14 protein-coding genes are annotated in these 23,227 nt (G+C 63.5%); 5 read left to right on the top strand and 9 right to left on the bottom strand.

Annotated elements, in window-relative coordinates; all coding sequences use genetic code 11:
- The first annotated feature begins 244 nt into the window (after positions 1-244).
- Positions 245-1,747, top strand: a complete 1,503-nt coding sequence (locus tag FNU76_RS00730) for an extracellular catalytic domain type 1 short-chain-length polyhydroxyalkanoate depolymerase (protein WP_143855914.1) — start codon at positions 245-247, stop codon at positions 1,745-1,747.
- On the opposite strand, the gene FNU76_RS00725 is transcribed toward FNU76_RS00730, so the two are convergent.
- The 6 genes from FNU76_RS00725 to FNU76_RS00700 form a co-directional block, all read right to left on the bottom strand.
- Positions 1,734-2,567, bottom strand: coding sequence for a substrate-binding periplasmic protein (locus FNU76_RS00725; protein WP_143855913.1), 834 nt, complete (start codon positions 2,565-2,567; stop codon positions 1,734-1,736). The two genes, FNU76_RS00730 and FNU76_RS00725, sit on opposite strands and share 14 nt — an antisense overlap.
- A gap of 44 nt (positions 2,568-2,611) precedes the next feature.
- Positions 2,612-4,810 (bottom strand): TonB-dependent receptor, encoded by a 2,199-nt coding sequence (locus tag FNU76_RS00720; protein ID WP_143855912.1) that lies wholly within the window; start codon positions 4,808-4,810, stop codon positions 2,612-2,614.
- Positions 4,811-5,046: 236 nt separating this feature from the next.
- Positions 5,047-7,002, bottom strand: a complete 1,956-nt coding sequence (locus tag FNU76_RS00715; RefSeq protein ID WP_143855911.1) for a hypothetical protein — start codon at positions 7,000-7,002, stop codon at positions 5,047-5,049.
- Positions 7,003-7,295: 293 nt separating this feature from the next.
- Positions 7,296-11,357, bottom strand: a complete 4,062-nt coding sequence (locus tag FNU76_RS00710) for a two-partner secretion domain-containing protein (RefSeq protein ID WP_143855910.1) — start codon at positions 11,355-11,357, stop codon at positions 7,296-7,298.
- Positions 11,357-13,039: a ShlB/FhaC/HecB family hemolysin secretion/activation protein gene (locus tag FNU76_RS00705; protein WP_143855909.1), complete on the bottom strand. Its 1,683-nt coding sequence runs from the start codon at positions 13,037-13,039 to the stop codon at positions 11,357-11,359. The genes FNU76_RS00710 and FNU76_RS00705 overlap by 1 nt, the downstream gene beginning before the upstream one ends.
- Positions 13,040-13,120: 81 nt before the next feature.
- On the bottom strand, positions 13,121-14,947 hold the full coding sequence (locus tag FNU76_RS00700; protein ID WP_143855908.1) for an adenylate/guanylate cyclase domain-containing protein: 1,827 nt from the start codon (positions 14,945-14,947) through the stop codon (positions 13,121-13,123).
- Between the two features lie 271 nt (positions 14,948-15,218).
- Here FNU76_RS00700 and FNU76_RS00695 point away from each other — a divergent pair, with 271 nt between their 5' ends.
- From FNU76_RS00695 to FNU76_RS00685, 3 genes are all read left to right on the top strand, one after another.
- Positions 15,219-16,130 (top strand): hypothetical protein, encoded by a 912-nt coding sequence (locus tag FNU76_RS00695; protein ID WP_143855907.1) that lies wholly within the window; start codon positions 15,219-15,221, stop codon positions 16,128-16,130.
- Positions 16,131-16,312: 182 nt separating this feature from the next.
- Positions 16,313-16,765: a Crp/Fnr family transcriptional regulator gene (locus tag FNU76_RS00690; protein WP_143855906.1), complete on the top strand. Its 453-nt coding sequence runs from the start codon at positions 16,313-16,315 to the stop codon at positions 16,763-16,765.
- A 1-nt stretch (position 16,766) separates the two neighbouring features.
- Positions 16,767-17,219, top strand: a complete 453-nt coding sequence (locus tag FNU76_RS00685; protein WP_143855905.1) for a Crp/Fnr family transcriptional regulator — start codon at positions 16,767-16,769, stop codon at positions 17,217-17,219.
- 3 nt (positions 17,220-17,222) lie between these two features.
- On the opposite strand, the gene FNU76_RS00680 is transcribed toward FNU76_RS00685, so the two are convergent.
- Genes FNU76_RS00680 through FNU76_RS24000 form a run of 3 tightly spaced genes read right to left on the bottom strand, consistent with a single transcriptional unit; the run spans position 17,223 to position 21,030 of the window.
- Positions 17,223-18,224, bottom strand: coding sequence for an ABC transporter substrate-binding protein (locus tag FNU76_RS00680; protein WP_143855904.1), 1,002 nt, complete (start codon positions 18,222-18,224; stop codon positions 17,223-17,225).
- Positions 18,221-20,275: an MFS transporter gene (locus tag FNU76_RS00675; RefSeq protein WP_179958291.1), complete on the bottom strand. Its 2,055-nt coding sequence runs from the start codon at positions 20,273-20,275 to the stop codon at positions 18,221-18,223. The genes FNU76_RS00680 and FNU76_RS00675 overlap by 4 nt, the downstream gene beginning before the upstream one ends.
- Positions 20,272-21,030: a hypothetical protein gene (locus FNU76_RS24000; RefSeq protein WP_179958290.1), complete on the bottom strand. Its 759-nt coding sequence runs from the start codon at positions 21,028-21,030 to the stop codon at positions 20,272-20,274. The genes FNU76_RS00675 and FNU76_RS24000 overlap by 4 nt, the downstream gene beginning before the upstream one ends.
- Before the next feature lie 284 nt (positions 21,031-21,314).
- Here FNU76_RS24000 and FNU76_RS00670 point away from each other — a divergent pair, with 284 nt between their 5' ends.
- A complete protein-coding gene (locus tag FNU76_RS00670; protein WP_179958289.1) occupies positions 21,315-23,138 on the top strand; it encodes an ABCB family ABC transporter ATP-binding protein/permease in 1,824 nt (607 codons plus the stop codon).
- The last annotated feature ends 89 nt before the right edge of the window (positions 23,139-23,227 follow it).

Below are 23,227 nucleotides of genomic sequence, written 5' to 3'. Positions count from 1 at the left end.
AAATTTGCCCCGCTTGTTTTTATGATTGACGGTAAATCGCCACGGCTTAGGCGAACAGTTTCATCATAGATACTCGATGGACAATATTCCCATCCGCAATGGAGGCCGGTGTTCCGGCATGCGATGCGCACACCTGCGGCATACGTATCGACTATAGTAGGACACCGATAAAAACAGGCTGTCCCGTGTCCTGCCGAAGTAAGGGCGAGCGCGATGGATGGCCGGCCGCAGGAGGCGGCGAGCCATGCCTTGCAATTTCAGACTGGCTACCCTGGCGGCGCTTTGGACATTGCTGTCCGTGGTGGCGCTTGCCGGTACGCTGCAATCCTTCCAATTTCAAGCCCGCGACTATCCGGGTTCGCGCAACCGCGATTACCAGGTCTATCTGCCGGCCGGACTGGCGCAGCCGGCGCCCATGGTGATGGCCCTGCACGGCTGCCGCCAGGACAGCGGCGACGTGATGCGCGACTGGGGATTGCGCGCGGCGGCCGACCGCCATGGCTTTATCCTGGTGACGCCCTACATCACCAGTTACGACGGCCTGCGCACGCAGAATTGCTGGGGCTTCTGGTTCGACGCGCATCGCCACCAGGGGCGCGGTGAACCGGAGGACCTGCATCGCATCGGGCTGGAAGTGGAGGGGCGTTTTCCGGTGGACCCCAAGCGCCGTTTTCTTACCGGCTTGTCCTCGGGCGGCGCCATCAGCGTGGTGGCGGCCATTACGCACAATGAGTATTGGAGTGCTGTCGCCACTGCGGCCGGCCTGCCCTACGGCGAGGACCCCGCCTCGGTTTCCTACAGCTGTCCGGGTTTCGCCAGCCTGCATCCCCTTGATCGAGTGGTGAGGGAGATGCGGACAGAACTTGATCACCCGCATGCCATTCCGCTGCTGGTACTGCAGAACGAAAAAGACTGCACGGTTATCGCGGCGGCGGCATCGCGGCTGCGCGATGCCCATCTGAAGCTGTTCGGTAGCGTCGGCCACGATACGCCGGCGCGGACCCTGACGGCGCAGAAGCCTTGCGCGCCGGTTTACGGCGATGACGATTATGGCTGTCTGCATTCGGTCTATCACGCCGATGGGCAGGGGACAGGACCGTCGCTGGTCGAGACGGTTTTCTATCGCGGTCCCTTGCGCACGCCCAATACGGCCGATACCGATCATGGGCATTATTGGATAGGCGGCAGCGAAGGGAAGAACGGCAAGTGGGCGATGCGCGACGGACCGAGCTATCCCGATATCGTCTGGGACTTTTTCTCGCGCCATCCGCGCGCGGCCCAGCCGCCCACCATCGCGCTACTGGGCCACAATCCCTTGCACATAGCGCTAGGGCAGGCGTTTATTGATCCGGGCGCGACGGCCAGCGATAGCGAAGACGGCAAGTTGCCGGTGACGGCCGATTGCAGCCAGGTGGACAGCAGCCGGGTGGGACATTACACATGCAGCTACCAGGCCCGCGACAGCGATGCCAATCAGGTCGGCATCAGCCGCGAAGTGCGGATATTCGATCCCGCCCTGGCCTGCAAGTCCGCCACGGCCTCGCCCGCGCTTCATTTGGCCAGCGGCAATGCCGTGCCGGGCGGCTTGTTCAGCATGCGGGCCCTCGCCAATGGCGACCAGCAGGATATCGGCTTCGCTTGGGACGTCTGGTTCAGCGTCACGCTGTATGAAGGCGAGCCGGGCAAGTGGTATGCGCGGCCACCGACAGCGTGTGCCTTGCGGGCGGGCGGCACTACGGGGACTTGAGGAATTTCTCGCGGAGGCGTTTCAATTCGCCCGAGGCCTTCATCTGTTTCAACTCGCTATCCAAGAGCTCCGCCAGTGCCCGGCCCTGCGGATGCAAGCGCGATACCAGGAAGTAATACTCGGCCGGCTTCAACTCCGGCGGCAGGATCTTGACCGCCAGTTGCGGATCATCCAGCAGCGGGCGGCCGATCTTGGCGAAGCCCTGCATGACGTCGAGCGACTCGTTGAATAGATCGCAATGGCCGGCCAGGACCTTCCTGATCATCGAGCCGAAATCGCTCGAACCCTGATCGACAAAACCCTTGGGCAGACCGTAAGGCTCTTCGCTGTTGTAGCCCATCATGCCGCAGATGCGGTATTTGCGCAGGTCCGCCAAGGTTCGGATGGCCAGTCCATCGGGATGCAGCTTGCGGGAGTAGAAGTAGTAGGTCCACAGGGTGGCATGGGGCCCCACGCCATGGTAATTGACCGCCCGGTCCGGCGTCATCGTGGCATTCAGCAGGACGTGGAATCTGCCGGTCCGCACCTCCTCCACGCAGCGCTTCCACGGTAATAAGGTGATACGGAGGGACAAACCGCGCCTTTGCAGCATGGTCGCGAGCAATTCATAGCTGATACCGGTAACGATATCGGTTTTGACCCCGGCAACCCGCTCGATATAGGTATACGGCGGAAACTCGGCCTGATCATCGCATGCTTCGATACGGTGGCTGCCGCGCCAGGCTTCAGTGGGCGCAATTTCCTCGGCTACGGCAGGGGAAATCATCGTGCTCGCCGCCAACAGTCCCGCAAGCCAGGGACCGCAATTCAAAAAAGCCATCGGATCTATCCTTCGGCGGGACGGCTGCCGCCCTTTCTTTCCGCTCAAAAGCGCCCGCTCAGGCTCAGGAAGACCTGGCGCGGCGCACCGGTGAGCGAGGTGGCGAAGGTGCCGGCCGGATCGCTGGTGACATAGCCGTTACTGCCGGTCGTGCTGAAGTAGCGCTTGTTCAGCAGGTTGTCGACATTCAGCTGCAATTCCATCTCGCGCAAGGGACCTCCGCTCTTGTACTTGTAACCCATGGACAGGCTGCCAACCCAATAGCCCGCAAGGGGGCTGTCGTTAAGATAAGTGTAATAGCGCTTGCCGGAATATTTGCCGCCGATGCGGGCAAACCAGGGGGCGGCATCCATCGATAGCTCGGTATTGAACATCCATTGCGGACTATCCACCACCCGCTTGCCGGAAATGGCGATCAGTTTGCCGTTGTCCAGGTAATCGGATCGATAGAGCGAACGGTTGAAGGTCAAGGCGTTGAACCAATTCCATTGCTTGTCGAATGCCCAGTTGGTAGCGACCTCCATGCCATGGGTGGATACCTTGCCGATATTGGCGATGGTGTTGGGGCAGCCGACGATGCCGCTGCACAGGGCGATATTCAAGATCCTGTCCTTGAAGTCGGCGGCATAGACCGCCACCGCACCCTGCCATTCGCCACTTTTGAAGCGGTAGCCAAGGTCGAGTACGGTCGAGGTTTCCGGCTTGAGCTGGTGGGCGGTCAGGTCAAAGGCGGTTTGGGTTTGCGAAAAAGGACCACTGACGCCGGGTTGGTAGGCGCGCATATTGCGGGACAGGCTGCCGAACCACTCCGAGCCGGGAGCCATTGCGTAATTGAAGCCGATTTGCGGTAGCAGGCGTTTGCGGGCGAGCAGTTGTCCGGCAGCGCGGCTACCGACCAGACTGGTCGACTTGATATTGATCCGGGGGCTTTTGAAACCAAAGTTCAGGCGCAGTTTGTCCGAGAGAAGGGTAAGACTGTCCTGCAGATAGAACTGCTGGGTGGTGGTCAGGAAATCTTGCTTGAAACCGGTCGACATGGGGCGGTCAAGAAAGCGGTTGGTATCTTCGGGGCCCTGCACGGCATAGAAGTTACGGGTCGCACCATGGCGGCTGCGTTCCAGCCAGAAGCCGGCGCTGAGCGCGTGATCCTCCCACTGCCAGCGGCCGTCCACCAGGATACCGTCCCGATCGATATCGTATTCGGTGGTGCGGATGGAAATGGGCACGGTGGCCGAAGAAGGCGAGTAGGGGGTGTACCAGTGGCCCTGGCCCTGGTTGCTGTGATGGTAATAGGTACTCTTGAACTGCAGCGCCGGCGCCGGATTCAATTCCAGCGTCAGCCCACCCAGGCGGTCGCGCCGCAAACCACGGCCCAGGTAATAGGCATCGTCGAGGTTGTTGACGGCGCCACGGAATTGGCCGTTGGCGGCATCGACCGCGCGCTGCCAGTCGGGCGCGTAATTGTCCCAGTCGTAGCCCAGCCGGTCTTTCATTTCCAGCGACATATCCTGGTAATCGGTTTCGCTGCGGTCGGAATAGTTGTAGAAGCCGCTGAGGCGATGGGCATGCAGCGGCTGCGCCCAGGCGAGATTGTATTGATCCTGGTCCTGGCCGCCATCGCCTTTCCACTTGTCGGCCCGATGCCGGCTGACGCTGAATGCCAGCTTGGTGCCGGCGGTCAAGGCGCCGCTATCGATGCGGGCGAAACTGTGCGATGTGTGGTGGCTGCCCAGGGTTTGGGACACGCGGAAGCCGAATTGCTCGGCCGGCGGCAAGGAATAGAACTGGACGGTGCCGCCGAGGTTGCTGGACGAAGCCAGGCCCAATGCACCGGCGCCCTGCGACACGGCTACCCGGCCCATGTTTTCCGAAGCGATGGCCCGGCTGATATGCAGGCCGTTATTGTTGCCATAGCTCATATCGCCAAGCGGAATGCCATCGAGCGTAAAGCCGATCTGATTCTGGCCGAAACCGCGCATACCGAAGCGGGCCGACCATTCGTAGCTGCCGAAGGCATCGGCCGACTGGAAATTGATGCCGGGCAGTTTTTCCAGCGTCTTCAAGGGACTGCTGCCCGGCAGGGCCTTGTCCTGGTCATCCGCACTGATATTCTGGACCTGGCGGCTTTGGCGATTGCCGAAGACGGAAACGGTTTCCGACACCGCCGGACCATCGTCGGCCAGGGCGGGGGCGCCACAGAGCAGCACGGCGAGGCAGGGTGCGATCGGGTTTGCTTGTGGCATGGCGCGTGATCCCCATGGTGAGGTGCGTTGCGACATTGCTGAGGTGTCCGGACAGCGGCTGCGATTGCACGGGCGCGTAGCGAGTCCTGGCTACGCCTCCCTCGGTCCGGTCCGACTGGCGACCATTCCATCCTCTGCCGGGATCAGCTCTACCTGCACTGCGGATCGCCGGGGGTTTATGCTTAGTCTTAGATTAGCGGTCGGTACTGTACAAGGCACTACTCGTCAAACCGCCGTTATTTAAGTGCTGCTTTTACTCCTCCCGCCTTGTCCTTGTTGCGTTGGCAGTCGCGGCGAATATTGACGCCTTCACCCTTTAGCTTGACCAGGCCCTTGCCGCCGCTGAGATCGACCTCGCCGGCGGCCTTGTCATCGACCGGGCGTTTGTTCAGCGGCATTTCGGTACAGGGGAGCCCGGCATCGGCACTGGCCGTTCCACCGCCGCCTTTGCCGGAGTCCTGGCCATTGTCGTTGCCACCACCGTCCCGGCCGTCGCCGCCGCCGTCACCGCCACCTTGCCGTCCCCCTCCACCGCCATCGCGACTACCATCGTCATGGCCTTTCGAGCCGCCGTGTCCCGCGCCGCTGCCATCATCGCTTCCGCCGGAACCGCCGCTCCCGCCACCCGTATCGTCCTGGCCGCCACTTCCCGAGCCGCTTGCGCCGTCCGCGCCACCACCACCACTCGAGCCATTGCCCGAGCCGCCGCCACCGGAGCCGCCGTTGCCTGAACCACCATTGCCCGAGCCGTTATCGGAACCGCCGCCGCCGGCGCCATTGTTGCCGCCATCATTGCCGGAGCCGCCACCCGACCCGCCGCCCTCGCCACCGTCATTGCCCGAGCCTGAACCCGAGCCGGAACCGTCGCCACCGGACCCGGAACCCGATCCGCCGCCGCTCGACCCACCGCCGCCTGAACCGCTGCCCGATCCGCCGCCGCCGGCTCCGCCGCCATTGCCGTCGCCTGTGCCGGAACCGCCTCCGCCACTACCATCGTTGGCACCGCCGCTGCCCGAGCCCGATCCGGAACCGCCGCCGCTGCCGCCATTGCCCTGGCCGCCGTTGCCCGAACCATCGGAACCGCTGCCCGATCCGCCGCTACCACTGCCCCCGCTACCGGAGCCGTTGCCCGAACCACCGCTGCCGGCGCCGCCGCCACCGCTGCCGTCATTACCCGAGCCGGAGCCGCCACCCCCACTGCCGTCGTTCGCGCCGCCGCTACCCGAACCCGAGTCGCTGCCGCCGTTCCCCCCGCCATTGCCTTGGCCGCCGTCACCCGAGCCATCCGAACCGCTGCCGGAGCCACCGCTACCACTGCCGCCGCCGCCCGAGCCGCTACCCGAACCACCGCTGCCGGCGCCGCCGCCTCCGCTGCCGTCATTGCCCGAGCCGGAACCGCCGCCCCCACTGCCGTCGTTCGCGCCACCGCTACCCGAGCCGGAGCCGCTGCCGCCATTTCCGCCGCCATTGCCCTGGCCACCGCCACCCGAGCCATCGGAACCGCTGCCCGAGCCGCCACTACCACTTCCCCCGCCACCTGAGCCGCTGCCCGAACCGCCGCTGCCGGCACCGCCGCCACCGCTGCCATCGTTGCCCGAGCCGGAACCGCCGCCCCCACTGCCATCGTTCGCACCGCCGCTACCTGAGCCGGAGCCGCTGCCGCCATTTCCGCCGCCATTGCCCTGGCCACCGCCACCCGAGCCATCGGAACCGCTGCCCGAGCCGCCACTACCACTTCCCCCGCCGCCTGAGCCGCTGCCCGAACCGCCGCTGCCGGCACCGCCGCCACCGCTGCCGTCGTTGCCCGAGCCGGAACCGCCGCCCCCACTGCCGTCGTTCGCGCCGCCGCTACCTGAACCCGAGCCGGAGCCGCCACCTGAGCCACCCGACCCGGCTCCACCGGAGCCGCCGCCGGAGCCAGAGCCGCCGCTACCTGAACCACCCGAGCCCGATCCACCCGAGCCGGACCCGCCCGAACCCGCGCCGGAACCATCATTGCCGCTGCCACCGCTACCCGTGCCGTCGCCGGACCCTCCCGTGCCGCCGCCACCACCACCCGAGCCGCCACCGCCGCCGCCCGTGCCACTACCGCCGCCACCCCCGCCGCTGCCACTGCCGCCTCCGCCACCGGAGCTGCCGCCACCGCCGGCGCCACCGATGCCGCCATCGTCGGGCAGTTGCGGAATGATCACGGGCGTACCCGGCGTGCCGTCGGGCGGGGTGGGTGTAATCGGGCCGCCGCGGGGTGGAGTAGGCGTGATCGGGGTCGTACCCGGGGGCGTGACCGTGCCGGGTGGCGTGGGATCATCGACCGTGCCGGTATCGTCGTCCGGTGTGCCGGGGGTGACCGGGGTAGGGCCAGGGTCGGCGCCGGGATTGCCGCCGTTGCCGTTGCCGGGTCCCGTGGTCGGACCGGTGTCGGTATCGCCGCCGCCGCCGCCATCTCCGTCGCTGTCGCTGTTGTCGCCGCCGTCCGGCGTGCTCTCTATCGGCGGATTGGTTTCGCCGCAATTGCTGACGCCGTTATCGCAGCCCGTCCATAAGCCGCCGGCCTTGCCGGTCTTGCCCTTGCTGGTAATGACGGGGGCGTGTTGTGCACCGTGATGGAATTGGGGGTGTCCAATACCAGCTTGCGATTGCCCAGGCCGAAGCTGCCGCTGTTGGCGACGTGGATATCGGTGTAGACCTGCGAGTAACGGGTAGGCGAGCTGCCGAAGGGCATATCGTCGGTACCGCTGATGATCAGGGTGGCCTTGTCGTTGAACTTGCGCAGGACCGCTTCGGTGTACTCGGTTTCGTTGCCGAAGGCGGCATTGCCGGGACGCGGTCCCACCCAGATGGTCTGGTCGCCCAGGTTGCGCAGCGTGACCTTGACATTGTCGGCGCTGATGTACTGGCTGTCGGCGCCATTCATCGCCAGGCTGTCCGAAATAAAATGGATCTTGTCGCCGAAGGTGGAAAAGCCGTTCACCAGCAGATTGCGGCCCAGCAAGCGCAGGTTGTAGAGCGGTCCGACCGCATCGGTGGTGATATCGCCATCGGTCTGCGCCGACAGGCTGCGGTAGGACAGATCGGCCGCGCCATTCTGGCCGATGCGGATATTGCCGGTGAAATGGGTGCCGCCCACGGCGACCGCGGTGGCATCGGTAATCACGTAGGGCAGGGAGCCGATATAGAAGGTGGACGTCAGGTTGCTGAACTTCAGCAGGGTTTCCCAGCTGTAGGTGGTGTCGGTGGTATAGCCCGACACATAGCGCAGGTCCGGGTCGCTGATGGCGGGGTTGACGTTGAAGGGGCTGGCCGGGTCGTCCTTCTGGATCTTGACGCTGCGATTCAGGCCGTAGGGCTGCAGGATGATGCGGGCGCCGTCCTTGGTGGCCGCATCCAGCACGACATCGACATTGTTGGCGCGCAGAAAGAGATTGTCGCCCTGGCTGTTCAATTTGACGATGCGCAGATCGTCGCCGGTGGTCAGATAGAAGTTGCCGACCGGTTTGTTGATTTCGGTGACCGACAAGGTTTGCGTGGTACCGCCGCCGGCGCTGCCGCCGCTGCCGATGGGCGGGGAGCCCGAGCCGGCCGAGCTGCTGCCGCTGGAGCCAGGTGCGGCCGGTACATCCACGTCGATGGCATCGCTGACCGCGCCGATGGCGGCGGCGGCCAGCAGGCCGGTATAGCTGCTGTTGTCGATCACCGTGTTCTTGCCGCCGCCGGCGACCAGGGTCTCGACAAAGCTCTTGATATTGAAGGTGCCCTGGCCGACCTCGCCCAATACGCCCAGCGAATTGGCCTTGATCACGATACCGCCGGCCGTCCTGGCGGTGTAGTCGCCGCCTATCCCTACCGTTACCGAGCCGGTGTACCTGGTCCCGCCGCTTTCCCGCAGTGCTTCGATGGCGCTGTCGATATTGAGATTGCCGCCTATCGAGAGGGCGACATCGTTCGGGTTGTAGGTGGCGGGTTTGTCCGGATTGGTGGTGGCCGCCGCGATAATGGTATTGGAGGTGGTGCGGATTCCGCTTACACCGCCGACGCTGCCTATCGTGACGGTTGTCTGGTTGTTACCCGCGCCGGTATAGAAAAAAGAACCGTTCAGGCGGGCCGCCAGCGTGTTGATGGCGTTATAGCCGTTGGACAGGCTGACCTGGTTGACCTTGCTCGTGCTGCTGCCGTCGCTGACCAGCAGCGAACCGGCGGTAATGGAGCCGTCCGACACATTGGCTTCGTTGCGCTGCAGGACGCCGCCGGCATCCAGGTTCAGCCGCACCAGGCCGCTGCCGACATTGATATTCTCGTCGATCTTCAGGCTGGCCGGATTGGCCGCGTCGCCCTGGGTCTTGTTGTAATCGGGCGTGGCGATGGGCGCGCCGGTGGTCAGGGTCAGGTTGTTGCCGCCGGTACTGATGCCCTTGCTCCAGCCCCAGACATTGCCGACCGCCAGATTGTCCTTGTCGCGGAAGGTGACCGCGCCGGTCACCGAGGCGGTGAGGACATTGAGATCGTTATTGGCCTGGTTCAGCGTAAAGGTACCCGCGCCGCTCAGGATCAGCCCATCGGCAATCACGCTGCCGCCGGTCTGGTTGACGCCATTGCTGCCGGCGAGCATGAAGATGGACCCGCCGCCGACATTGAAGTCCTGGCTCAGGGTCAAGCCGTTGTTGTTGTAGATCTGGACCGATGCACCGCTGGTCTGGATGCCATTGACGCCGGCCACGCTGCCGACCGTGAAGGCGCCATTGTGGGAAAACTGGACCGAGCCGCCGCTGAGGCTGGCGGCCAGGTTGCCTATCTGGTTGAAGGATTGGTAGAAATTGCCGTTGTCGTTGTAACTGAGCAGCTTGAAATAGCCGCTGCCTTTCAATAACAAGCCATTGGTGGTGTACAGGCCCTTGGCGGTGGACTGCGCCACCCCGTTGCCCATATCCAGCGTAATGCTGCCGCCGGTCGCCCGCACATCGTTGCCCAGCAGGGCGTTGGCGGCCGATTTGAGATTGATGGCGCCGCCGTTGGACGTCAGCTTACCCAGCTGGAGCGAACCGCTGCCCAGTGCCTGCAAGGTGATGCTGCCGCCGGCGGTGCGGATCTCGTCATTGACGTCGAGAAACTTGATACCGCCCGAGGCGGTCGATTGCATGGTGACGCTATTGCCGCCGGTTTGCTTCAGGTTGATCAGGTTGCCGGCCATATTGTTGATGGTGATCAGGCCATCGGCCACCAGGCTGACATTGCTGGTGGCCACGATCGCTTCGAGCGAGGCGCGGGTGATTTCATCGGTACCGGCGGTGGCGGCGTCCACCACGGTCAAGGTGGCCGGATCGATCAGCAGCTGTCCGGTAAGGCCCGCATCGGCGCGGGTATCCACCTTGCCGTCGTAGCGCAGGGCATGCTTGCCAGACACCTCGACCTGGCCGCCATCGCCCGCCCGGCGCCCGCCGCGGGCGCTGATGGAACCGGCGAACTCGGTCCGGCCATCGGCCCAGACCACGACTTTGCCACCCTGTCCCCGTTCCAGCGCATCGGCGCTGAAGCGGGCCCCGGCGGCCACCGTGGTGTGCTGCGCGGTAACGGGGCCGCTACCTTGCCAATCGCCGCCAATCAATAGCGTGCCACCGCCATCGCGGCCATCCGCCGACAAGGCGGCGCTGCCGGCCACGCCCACTTGCCGTCCGTATAGTGCTACCCGGCCGCCGCTGCCTTGGGCGCTATCGGCATGCACTGCGCCGCTGACGTTCACCTCACCGTCTTGCGCAAGCAATTCGATGACACCGTTGCGTTCCGCCACGCCGGCAGCACGGATCAGGCCACTGTGATTGACCGCGCTGCCGGCCACGGCGCGCGCGGCGCTGGCCGCCAAGACCACCCGGCCGCCGTCGGCCAGGATGCTGCCGGCGTTGTCCACGCCGACCAGCGAGCCGGCCACCGCGGGGTCCAGCACATAGCCGATCAGGCCATCGCCGGCCAGATCCAGTTCCAGCGCCTGGCCGGAGGCCAGCAGCACGCTGCCCAATCTGGCTTCCACCAGGCCATGGTTCGCCACCCGGCTGCCGGCCAGGGCGACAAAGCCGCCATCCGCCGCGCGCAGCCTGCCGTCATTGCGGACCTGGCCGGCCTGGCCGGCGGCAAGGAAGCGATAGCGGCCGGCCAGGAAATCCTCGTTTCGGATTGCGTAGCTGGTGGCCAGCAAGGCGCCGACGTCGACGCGGGCATTGGCGCCGAAATAGACGCCGTTGGGATTGACCAGGAACACGCGGCCATTGGCCTGCAATTGGCCGAGGATGCTGGAGGGATCGTTACCGGTCACACGGTTGAGGATGATGGACCGGCTGCCCGGCTGCAAAAAGCGCATCAATTGATCGGCGCCGATATTGAATTGGCGCCAATCGATAATGGCCTTGTCGGAAAACTGCCGGACCAGCGCGCCTTGCTGTTCGATCGCCACCTGGCCGGCCACCACGGTGGGGTCACGGGGCAGTTCCGCCCGCACGGACAAGGCCATCGCACAGGCGATGGCCATCAGGGAGGGACGGAAGGGGATGGCGGAGACCATCAGAAACTCGCGCTCAAGTTGAACCACAGCCGGCCACGTTTGCCGTCATCGCTGCGCTCGTTGGTAAAGGGGCGCGCGTATTCCACTTTAACCGTGCTATTGCCGCTAGGGTAGACCGTCAGTCCGACACCGGCGCCGCCGATCTCGCCGTCGCCGTTGCGCAGCCCACCCTGCTTGTTGATCACGCGGCCATAGTCGATGAACACGCTCGCCTGCGCCGCGCGGTTCAGCAAGACCATGGGATGCCGCAGTTCCACGGTCAGGCTGTTGCCGCTGTCGCCACGCAGTTCCGATGGCCGATAGGCGCGTACGCTATCCGGTCCGCCCAGGTCGAACTTGTCGCTATCGGGTAGCCGCTCGCGGCTGTGTACCAGCTGGGCCTTGATATGCGCGTCCCAGCGGCTGGTGATGGCGGCGCTGGCCTGGAGGGTGGCTTCCAGCCGAAATCGCTCGGCATCCTGGCGCAGCGGGGGCAGTGGTACGCATAGGCTCGCATCGGCCTGGCACTGGAGCTGCGCAGCGGTGTAGGCGCGATCGCTGGTACGGGTGGAATGGCCGTTGCCGGAAATACTGACGCGGGTGCTCCAATTGGTGCCGGCGTCGTCCTGCCAGCGTTCGTTCCAATGTGCGCTGAGGGTGGCCAGGTGGTTTTTCGCCAGCTCGGTACCCAGGCTGGTTTGCCGCAATTCGCGATAGTTGGCGCTGATGCCCACGCTGCGGTCGTGCTGGCGCGAACGCAGCATGGGCAGGGTATAACTCAGTTCCGAGGTCTTCACCCGGCCGGCGAGTTCCAGCTCGCTCAGTGCGCCGGCCACGTGGTAGGCGATACGCGCGTGGCTGAGGCTGAGGCGGCTGCCGTCGTCGCCCAGCGGCAGGCTGTAGGCCAGTTTGCCGTATTTGAGCAGCCTCCGTTCACTGACGATGCCGCGCAGGCTCAGCTGGTCACCGATGCCCAGTGGATTATTCCAGGCGCTGTTCAGGTCCAGCCGGGTCTGGCCGATATTTTCACGGGCGGCATTGGTCACCGCCACATCCAGGCTCAGGCGCTTCTCCTCGACCTGCAGCAGCAGGTCGGTGCTGCCGTATTGCTTGCCCGGCACCAGCGTCGCACGGGCTTTCAGGCCCGGCTGATCGTTCAGGATCAGCAGCTTCTGTTCCAGGGGAGCCTGCAGGATGGGTGCGCCCGGCGCCAAGCTGCCACCCCGCTGCAACAGGGTATCGCCGCGATAGCCATGCTTGCCCGCCACCTTGATTTCGCCGAGCACGCCTTCCACCACATCGATGCGCACCCGTCCGTCAACGACCCGCTGCGCGGGCACCAGCGCCCGTGCCAAGGGGTAGCCCATACGCTGGTAGAACTCGGTGACGGCGTCGGCGGCACGGCCCAGGTCGTAGAGGTTCAATTCCCTATCCACGAAGCGCTCCATCACGCGCTTGAGGCGGAAGCCGGCAAAGGCGGTGTTGCCATGGAAGTCGAAGGCGTTGACCCGGAAGCGCCGGTCGTTGGGGTCATGTTCGCTACCGCCGTCTTCGCGCCGGAACAGCAGCTCGGTGGCCGGGCGGGACGGCGCCTCCGGCCGCCTTAAGGATTGCTCGACGCTACCCGGCGTGGGCGGCAGCTCGGCGGTCGCCGCCGGCAGCGCAGCGAGGACGGCAAGACTAGGCAGGAGTAGGTGCTTCAAGACGATACCCGGCTGAGCAGATGACGCTAAAGCATAGTTGGGGCCGCGACGGAAAACGGTAAATTTTGGGGGGTGGGGAATCTAACTCGCACGGGTAACGGCATAGACTTCAATCGCTTCGCGGCGGCCCTTCAATATATGCCGGCCCATGCCTTCGACGCGCGCTTCCGGCCGGTTGCGTATGCCTTCGAAGGTACTGGGGTTGATCAGGATGGCGCGTTGCAGATCCTTGGTCAGCGCCTCCAGCCTGGCGGCGACATTGACCGCATCGCCGATGACGGTATAGAGGAAGCGGTCCATCGAACCGACCTGGCCGGCCACCACTTCGCCGGTACTGATGCCGATACCGCTTTCCAGCCTGCGCTCGCCGCGCAGCTCGCGCAGGTCGTTGAGCGTGCCGAGCCGATCGCGCATCTCCATCGCGGCCGCCACGGCCGCCCATTCGCGGCCCGGCGCGGCAATGGGTGCGCCGAAGATCACCACGATGGCATCGCCGATAAAATTATTGATGTAGCCGCCCCAGGGTTTGACCGCCTCGGCCATCTCCGACAGGTATTCATTGAGGAAGCTCACCACCTGCTCGGGCGTCATCTGTTCGGAAATGGTCGAGAAATCGCGAATATCGGAAAACAGCACGGTGACCTTCAGGCTCTCGCCACCCAGCTTGACCTCGCCCGACAGCAATTTCTCCCTGACCTCGGGCGACACGACCCGGCCGAAGATATCGCGTTCCCGTTCGCGCTCCTGCACGCTTTTGACCATATCGTTGAAGGTATTGGCGAGCGCGCCCATTTCATCCTGCCAATAGGGCAGGGCGCGGGCGTTCGGGTAGTCGCCGGTTCGCATGGCCTGGGCGGCGTGCGACAGCGAGTGCACCGGCCGCATCACCAGTCGCGAGAGCAGCAAGGCTGCCAGCAGGCAAAGCACGGCGATGGCCAGCACGCCCAGTGCCACATGGCGCGACAAGCGGTCCAGCGGTGCGGTGAAGACGGCCTCGGGCTCATTGACGCCCACCACCCAGCGATGGCGGGCCGGCGCGAAGCCGGCGATTTCCATTTCGCCGCTCAATGGTGAGCGAAAGACGACGCTGCCCGGCTCATCGGCCGGAACCATGGCGTGGGCCAGCTCGGTCATGTTCAGGCTGTCGATGCGGTCCAGCATGAATTGCCGTTCCTGCACGATGCGCTTCGCCACCGGTGGCGGCAGGGTGGAAAGACTCCTGTAGAGCAAGGCCGGGTCGGGGTGGTAGACCAGGATGCCTTCGCGGTTGGCGATAAAGGCATAGCGGCTGCCGCTGGCCCGCACGCTTTGCAGGATATCGATCACGGCCTCGCCGCGCAGTTTCAGGACCGCCACGCCACGGGTCTTGCCCTCGGCGTCCGGGATGGGCGCCGAGAAAAATACCCCCGGCTGGCGGGTGACCGCGCCCACTTCGATATCCGAGATATACAAGCTACCGCCGATGGCCTGCTTGAAGTAATCGCGAAAATGGAAGTCCTGGCCATTGAACTGGGCCTTGTCGGCGACCAGCACTGTCCCTTTGCCATCCAACACCATCAGGAGTTCGATATCGTTGTTGGCACTGGCAATCTTGCCCAGCTCCATTTCCACCACCGCCCGGTTGGCCGGGCTGGGGTTCGCCATCAACTTGGTCACGGCCTCGTGTACCGAGGTGTAGACGAGGAAGTGCTGGGTATCCATGATCAACTGGTCGAGCCGGCCGGCCAAGCTGGCCGCCAACTGCTCCAGATTGCGCTTCTCGGTCGCTTCCATGCTGGCGAGACTGCCGCGCAAGGCATAACTGCTGGCGGCCAGCAAGGGCAACAGGGCGAATAACAGCAGCAAGACCGCCAGCTTGGCGGAAATCGGCCAAGTCGTGGGATGGAGCAGGCGAGTAGGAGCTTTCATCGGTACTTCCGGCTGCGTGCCATGGGTTCGGTCTTCACGCTGCGCAAAGACACCTTACTGTGTAGTGCAAAAGCGTTGGTTTTGCTGGGCTGGCGCGGGGCTTGAGCCTGCGAGGGCTTATTCATCTTGCGAAAAACAATAGCTTCTATGGTGAATTCGAAAGCATTTTTGCTTGGCATTGAACTGCACTGGGCATGGTTCAGTTCCGCCGGGAGACTTTGAATCGTTCCCTGTTTTGGGTTTGTCTCTCCATTTTAGAGGAAGCATGCAAATGGAATCACTTAATGCCTTGAATTTACATGCACCAATAGCACCGGCACTTACGGTGAAACGCGTCGCTACCTTGTTTCAATCCTTGCAGAATATCGATGTCAAACAGGCGCAATACGATGCGACCGTGGAAGGGTGGATGGTGGAAATGCGAAGGCTCTTTTGCTGTTCCCTGGTGCAAGAGCCTGTTTTTGTAACAGAGCTCGCGAAAAAACATGATTGGATAAGGGAGCGGGTGGCGGAGTTTTATGATTTGAAGTCGCTTTTTCAATCCTGCGGGATCGACGAATCCAGCCAGGCATGCTGCCTGGCGCAGCAGTTGCTGGACAAGATCCATGGCGCACTGGCCGAGAATGTAGGCGCCGTGCAGCTTACCCTGGATCGATTCAATGAAGAGCAACCGGCCGGGGATAAACATGCGGCGGTCAGTACGAAGAAGCTCTATTTAAAGATTTACGTGGCCGACAAGCCCGTCATCGTTGAATTTGCCAATTTGCCGAATAAGGCAGGTATCAAATTGATTCCACTGCGCATATGTAGCCAGCTATCGGGTTTTAAGTTCCGGACGGGCGAGGGTAATCTGAGAACAAGCAAGGGCGTGCCCGTGGCTGTGCCTAAAGGTCCGCAAAGCAACCGGAGTAGTGCCAATTTCAGCTACGGCGTGACCAATTCGCAAAAAATCAAGCAGTTCGAGCAAGAGGCGAAACGGAAAGGGCAAGTGCTATTGTTGATGGATAAGGTGCGCATGGATGACCACCAGCAGACGATGCGCTGGTGGGAAGATGATATCTGGTTCGCCCTGCCCGAAGGCAAAGTGAATAAAAACCAGCTTTTGGAACCTCTCCGGGAAAGAGCGGACTATACCCTCCATGTTCGCGACTCTTTCTCGGCGAATGCGATGACGGCGGCTTGAGCCGCCTGGCACGCCGCATACACTTGTTCCTTAGGGTTGTTTGCATGGCGCCACCTTGCGGGGGAGGCCACGCCGTATCGGGTTCGCGCCTTTCTTCTGTCCGACTGGCGTAGTGCCTGGAACAAGGCTATACCTTATCCGCTGGCCTACTCCCTATCCATATGGCGATGGTGGCATAAATCATGCGCATTTCATTTCAAACGGCCTTCCCCGACTTGGCCGCGCAGCTGGGTCCGGTCAATACGCAGACCTTTCTGGATGCCTGCAAGCCGGTCGAGTTGGCCCCCGGGCGTATGCTGTTTCGTGACCGTATGCCGGTGGAGTCGCTATTCCTGATATTGACCGGCGAGCTGTCCATCACCCTGGTGGAGGGGGAGCGCAATTTCGTGCTGGGCAATGCCGGACCCGGTCAATGGCTGGGCGAGGTATCGGTACTGTCGGGCAGCATGCTGGGCAGTGCCACCGTCACCACCCTCAGCGCTTGCCGCGCCCTCAAATTGCATTATCAGGACTTCGATCGGCTGATACGCGACAACGACCATATTGCCAATGCGCTGCTTTCGAATCTGATCGACTTGCTGGCCATGCGCTTGCGGATATCCGCGGCAGCCATCGGCAAGCAGGGGGACCGCTGAGATGGAACTGAAAGCCTTTTTACATAATCTGCCGGCCTTCGAGTCGTATCACGACCAATACCTCAATGCGTTGATCGCCGAACTGGATGTGGAGGATTGCCCGGACGGCTTTGTCTTTATCCATCAAGGCGGCCGTGACGGGGCGATGTTCATCATCCTGGAAGGCTCGGTCGGCATCATTCGGCGGGATAGGCCCAACGAGACCGACTACGAGGTGCGCGATCTGCGCGACGGCGAAATCTTCGGACTCTTGTCGCTGGTTGACGATATGCCGGCAGCGGCTACCTGCGTGGCGCACGGTCCGGTCAAGATCGCCGCCCTGACGCGCGAGGGCTTTCGGACCTTGTTCCAATCCGCCCCGCCGGTATGCCATCAACTGCAATATATGATCGCCGTACAGCTGGCGCGCGACCTGCAGGAACAGAATGAATATTTGCGCCGGCATATGAGCTGAAGATCAGCTACCGACAATCTCCGCGTAGCGCAGTAGTCCTAAAGGAGGATAGCGCCGCAGCACGCGCGCGCTGCCGATATGGATCAAATAGGTAAAGCGGGCCAGGGTATCGAGCGGCAATTCTGCCGCTTTTTTCTTGCCGTTGAGAATCTGCGCGGCCTTGTGGGCGGCAAACTGGCCGGCGGCGTAATAGGGGCTGACCAGGCCAGCCAGGGCGCCGGCCTGGCGTACCGGTTCTTCGGTTGCGGCAAACACCGCCACGCCGGCCTGATGGGCCTGCTGTACCACGGCGGCGGCGTTGGCGATCAGAAAGGAATCGGACGGCAGATAGAGCCAATCGGGCTGGCTGGCCAGCAGCCGCGCCAGGGAGGCTTGCAGGCTTGCCGGGTCGGGTGCCTGGCCGGCCGCGGTAGCGATGGCCTCGGCCTGTACTTGTCCGCCGTCCTGGCGGGCCAGGGTGGCCAGCCTGGCTGCGGCCAGCACGGCGTTCTTCTCGTTCGGACTGTAAAGTATCGCCAATTTGCGTGGACTGCCGAAGCGCCGTAGCGCTTGCCACTGGGCGGCCGGCGGCGCCAGGTGGCTTACCCCGGTGAGATTGCGCAGGCTGGACTGGGTATCCGGCGCCAATCCCGCGCCGACCGGATCGGCGACAATATTGAACACCACCGGGATATCGCTGATATGCAGCTTGGGATCGCGGCCGCTGAAGGTTCCCACGGTGGCCACGGTCACGCTGGTGCCGAAGGTGTAGATCAGATCGGGCCGCAGCTGGCGGGCTTCTTCCACCATGCCGGCCAGCCGCGATTTGTCGCTGCCGGCATCGCGCACGATAAATTCCACCTCCAGGCGTGCCCGCAGATAATCCATGAAACCCTGCTCCGCCGCGGTCAGGCCGCGGTAGAGCAGCAGCATGACGCGCTTGCGCCTGCTTGCGTCCGCGCCGGCCGTCAGCGTGCTGCCGAGCGCCAGGCCCAGGCCGGCTTGCAATAAGGTACGCCGCTTCATGGCGCCACCTCCGCCGGGTCCGCTTGCTCACGGCCTAGCCAGAGAAAGGCCAGGGTAAACAACATGCTGGTGCAAAGGGTCAAAAGACCTATGCCGTAGAAAGCGCCTTTGAAGTCGTAGCTGGCGATCAGGGTGCCGGCAATCAGCGGGCCGAGTACATTGCCCAGCCGCTCGATAAGCCGGAATATCCCGGTCGCGGTGGCTTGCCCCACCTCGGCGACGGCGTCCTTGCAGTGCTGGGCGATCAGTGCCAGTTGCGGCGAGACGCCTATCGCATGGGCCATGCCCAGCAGCAGGATGGCCAAGGCCACGCCCAGCGTGCCGTCGAGGAAATGGATGGCGAACATGGCGCCGGCAGCGGCAAAACCACCGATGCTGACAAACCAGCCATGCCGCCCCAGCTTGTCGGCCAAGTGGGCCACCAGCGGTGAAAACGCAATGATGGCAAGCCCGTAGGCCATCATCACCCGGCCAACGGCGGACTGGCTATTGCCCAGCGCTTGCAGGTAGAGCGGTGCTGTGTAGTAAAGGAAACCGGTGAGGGCGACCTTGGAAGGGATGGCAGCCAGCAGGGTAATGATCAGGAAGGGGCGATGGGCCAGCAGCAGCCGGATGTCGCGCCAGCTGAGCGACTTGCGTACCGTGCCGCCGGGCCGCTTCCTGGCCAGGAAGCGCAACACGAACACGGCGGCCAATAGACCCAGGCAGGCCGATAGCAATAAGGTGGGGCGATGCCCGAGCCGGTCGGCCAAAATCCCGCCGATCGCGGCGCCGGACAGCGAGCCGGCGAAGAAAGTGGCCAGGAACATCGCCATGCCACGCGTGGCGCGGGCGGCCGGTGTGTGGCTGGCGATATAGGTCTGGGCGGTGACGAATACCAAGCCGTAGCCTATCGCCGTCAGCGAGCGCCAGAGCAGCAGATCGATCAGGGTCTGCGACATGGCGGTCAGCAGCAGGCCCACCGTGGTGATGCCGGCGCCGATGGCGAAGGCCCGCCGATAGCCGAGGCTGTCGCACCAGAGCCCAGCCCAGGGCATGGCCATGGCCCAGGCGAACATAAAGATCGAAATCGGCAGCCCCAGGGTCAATTGCCGCGAGATACCGTAGGCGGGGGAATAGAAACTTTCGACGAAGAGGGGAAAGAACGACAGCGAGAGCGAGTCGGCGAAGATCAACAGGAAGAACGGCCAGCGCATGAAGTCCACCGCGCCGGAGAACAGGGTGGGACGCTCGCCGCCCGCGTGGAACCGTAGGCCGGCCAGACTGTGCTCGAACCGTTCGCCCAGTTGTTCGCGCAAACGCTGGGCGCGCTGGTTGAGCCCGGCTATCACGGCGTTGTAGCCGGCATTCAGCCGTCCTATTCCGCCAAAATAGTCGCTGGGCAGATAGCGAGAGAAATCGCCCTGGCCGGCGGCTTGCCAGCCTTGGGCCAAGGCGGCCGAAGGCGAACCCACCATGGCCGCCATCACAAAGCGCAGCAGCTCCAGCGCCGTCAAGCAGGCCACCACCAACACCGTCAGCAGATCGAAGCCCAGTTCGCGTAGCTGGGCTTCCACCGTGGCCGCGCGCTGTCCTATATGCAGGGTGCCCAAGGGTCGCACGCCCCGCGCATCCTGGATCAGCAGGCTGGTGTCCAGCCAGGGACCGATGGTCGCGCTGCCGGCAAGCTGCTCGGCCCAACGTTTGCGCAGGGCCGTATCGTTGGCGCCAGGGGTGCGGAAGGCATCGCCGCTACCGTACAGGGGCTTGCCTTGGCTATCGGCCACCACCAGGTAGACGATATCCGGATTGTCCCGGCGGGCATCGTCCAAAGAGGCTGCGACACCGTTAAGCCGGTCGAAGGGTAGGCCCAGCCGGTCGGCGCGTTGCAGTAGTTTGGCGATGGAATCGCCCGCCACTTGCACGCTGCCGGCCATTTCCGGCTCGACCGCCGCGGTGAGCGGGGGCGCTGCGAGAAGGGTCAAGGCCAAGGCCGCAGCGATCAGCAGGCTGGTCGCCAGCAGGGCCAAACGGCTTTGCAGTTGCTCGGTCGCGCTGCGGGCGGTCGTCATGGTGCGGACTCCGCCATCTTTGCTTCCGCCTGTGCGGCCGCATCCATGAATAGTTGGGTTTCGCGCACCAGTGGACGGGTGTCGGGCGGCAAGGATGAGCCGGCCAGAACCGCTTCGGCGGCATCCAGCTCCGCCGCCAGGGAGCGGGTCAAACGCCATGCGCCCCACCAGGCCAGCAAGGCGGCGACCAGGATCACCGCCAATGCGCGCCAGAACAATTGTTCCGCCATGCGACCGGCGACGAGCAATACCTCGCGGTCGTCATAGACGATCAGCACCGCGCCCGCCTTGCCCCCGAAATTGTCCGCCAGGGTCAGGCCGACCGCCGACTCATGCTCCGCCCGCCAATGCCAGATGCCATCCGCCGGACCCGTGGCGATCCGCTCGCGCCAACTGCCTTGGTGGCTGCTATCGACCGGCCCGGTGCCTAGCAGGGCGCGCGCTTCGGTATCGATCACGCCCGCATAGCGGATAGCCGGCCAACTGTCTTTCAATTCATTGAACAGCAGAGGTAGCCGGGCATTCTGGGCAGGGGTCAGCCCCAGCGAAAGGCCGGCCTCCACACTCTGGCGCAAGTCCTTGCCCAATACCAGGTAGCGGGCCTCGTGCAGGCCCTGGACCGTCTTCCGGAAATTGGCGTAATTGAGAAAGGCCAGCAGCCCGACGACAAACAGGATCACCAGGGCCAGCAGGCCGCCGATGCGGAACCACAGCGGCAAACGCGGGGACTGCGACGGCGCGAACGGACGGATCATGATGGCCAGCCCTGGAGAAGACGACGGCCCGGCAAGCTGTCCCATCGCGCCACGATCGCGGCGGCCATCAAGCCGACCGCGGCCAGGTGGCCGAATTCGAGTCAGATGCTAGGAAGGATCCTCATCCTCATCACGACGTTTTTTCGGTAGTGTCCACCAGATGATGAAGACCAGCAATAGGCCGGCGACACCTGCTTCGATTAAGAACCATTCCATGGGCGGGCTTGATATCCGTGACTAAGGCGTCATCATAGCGGGATACCTTCTTCCGCAGAATGCCCTTGATGCAAGCACCCCCCCCGAAAGACCCGTCTATCGGCCAATCGGCTCGCCTTCCCGGCAGCGATTGGCAGACCCTGCTTACGCTCTTTCCCTATCTTTGGCGTTACAAGGGCCGGGTCCTGGCGGCATTGGCCTGCCTGGCGGCGGCAAAGCTGGCCAATGTGTCGGTGCCGCTCCTGCTCAAGAATGTGGTCGATCATCTGAGCCTTAGCGGCAACGCGATGCTGGCGGTGCCCTTGGGCATGATCCTCGGCTATGGACTGTTGCGTTTAAGCTCCACGGTGTTCGGCGAGTTGCGCGACGCGGTATTCGCCAAAGTCGCGCAAGGCGCCATGCGGCAGGCGGCGCTGGAGACCTTCGAGCATCTGCATCGGCTTAGCCTGCGTTTCCATCTGAACCGCCAGACGGGCGGGGTGACGCGCGATATCGAGCGGGGCACCCGCGGGATCGGATCCCTGCTGAGTTTCATGCTGTTCAATATCCTGCCGACCTTACTGGAAATCGCCCTGGTGGCCGGCATCCTGATGGTGCTGTACGACTGGCGCTTCGCCGCCGTCACCCTTGCCACCATCGTGGTCTATGCCGGCTTCACCATCGCCGTCACCGAGTGGCGGACCAAGACGCGCCGCGCCATGAACGAGCTCGACTCCAAGGCGAATGTAAAGGCCGTCGATTCGCTGCTTAACTATGAGACGGTGAAGTACTTCGGCAACGAGCGCTACGAAGCCGACCGCTACGATGAATCGCTGGGACGGTGGGAAAAAGCCGCCATCCGCAACGAGATTTCCATCGGCATCCTCAATAGCGGCCAGAGCGCCATCATTGCTGTCGGAGTCACCGGCTTGGTTTGGCTGGCCGCCGACGGCGTGGTCAACGGCAAGATGACCTTGGGCGACCTGGTGGCCGTCAATGCTTTCCTGATCCAGCTCTACGCACCGCTGAATTTTCTGGGCATGGCCTACCGCGAGATCAAGCAGGCATTGACCGATATGGAGAAGATGTTCAGCTTGCTGAACGAACATGCCGAGGTAAAGGACGCGGATGAGGCGGTGACCCTGGCCACCTCCGCGGCGGAAGTTCGCTTCGAAGCGGTTGATTTCGGTTACGAAGGCAATCGAAGCATTTTGCAGCAAGTGGATTTTTGTATTCCCGCCGGGCATACCGTGGCCGTGGTGGGTAGTTCCGGCGCCGGCAAAAGCACGCTGTCGCGGCTGCTTTTCCGTTTCTACGATGTGGGCGCCGGCCGGATCAGTATCAATGGCCGGGATGTGCGCCAGCTGAGCCAGGCCAGCTTGCGCGCCCATATCGGCATCGTGCCGCAGGATACCGTCCTGTTCAACGATACGATCTACTACAACATCGCTTACGGACGACCCGATGCCAGCCGGGCGGAAATCATCGAAGCAGCCCGTTCCGCCCATATCCTGGCATTTATCGAGAGCCTGCCGGAGGGCTGGGAAACGCCGGTGGGCGAGCGCGGACTGAAGCTATCCGGTGGCGAAAAACAGCGCGTTGCCATTGCCCGCACCCTGCTCAAGAATCCCCCCATCCTGATTTTCGATGAAGCGACCTCGGCGCTGGATTCCCGCACCGAACGCGCCATCCAGGCCGAGCTGGCCGCCATATCGGCCAATCGGACCACCCTGGTCATCGCCCATCGGCTGTCCACGATCGTCGATGCCGACGAGATACTGGTGATGGAACAGGGCAGGGTGGTGGAGCGCGGCAATCACCGTGAACTGTTGGCCGGCGGCGGTGGTTATGCGCGGATGTGGGCTTTGCAACAGAGCGAGTCGGAGCGCGAGGCGGAAGCGTCGGGGGTATAGCGCGGCGCTATGATGGTGAAGTCAGCCTGACCAGCATATCGGCAGCCGCCAGTTTTTCTTCCTGGCTGCCTTGCATCAGGATATGTTCC

The sequence above is a fragment of the Chitinimonas arctica genome, assembly GCF_007431345.1.
GTDB classification, from domain to species: Bacteria; Pseudomonadota; Gammaproteobacteria; order Burkholderiales; family Chitinimonadaceae; genus Chitinimonas; species Chitinimonas arctica.
The sequence above is the reverse complement of the archived record's forward strand: the minus strand, read 5'-3'. Positions and strand labels throughout refer to the sequence as shown.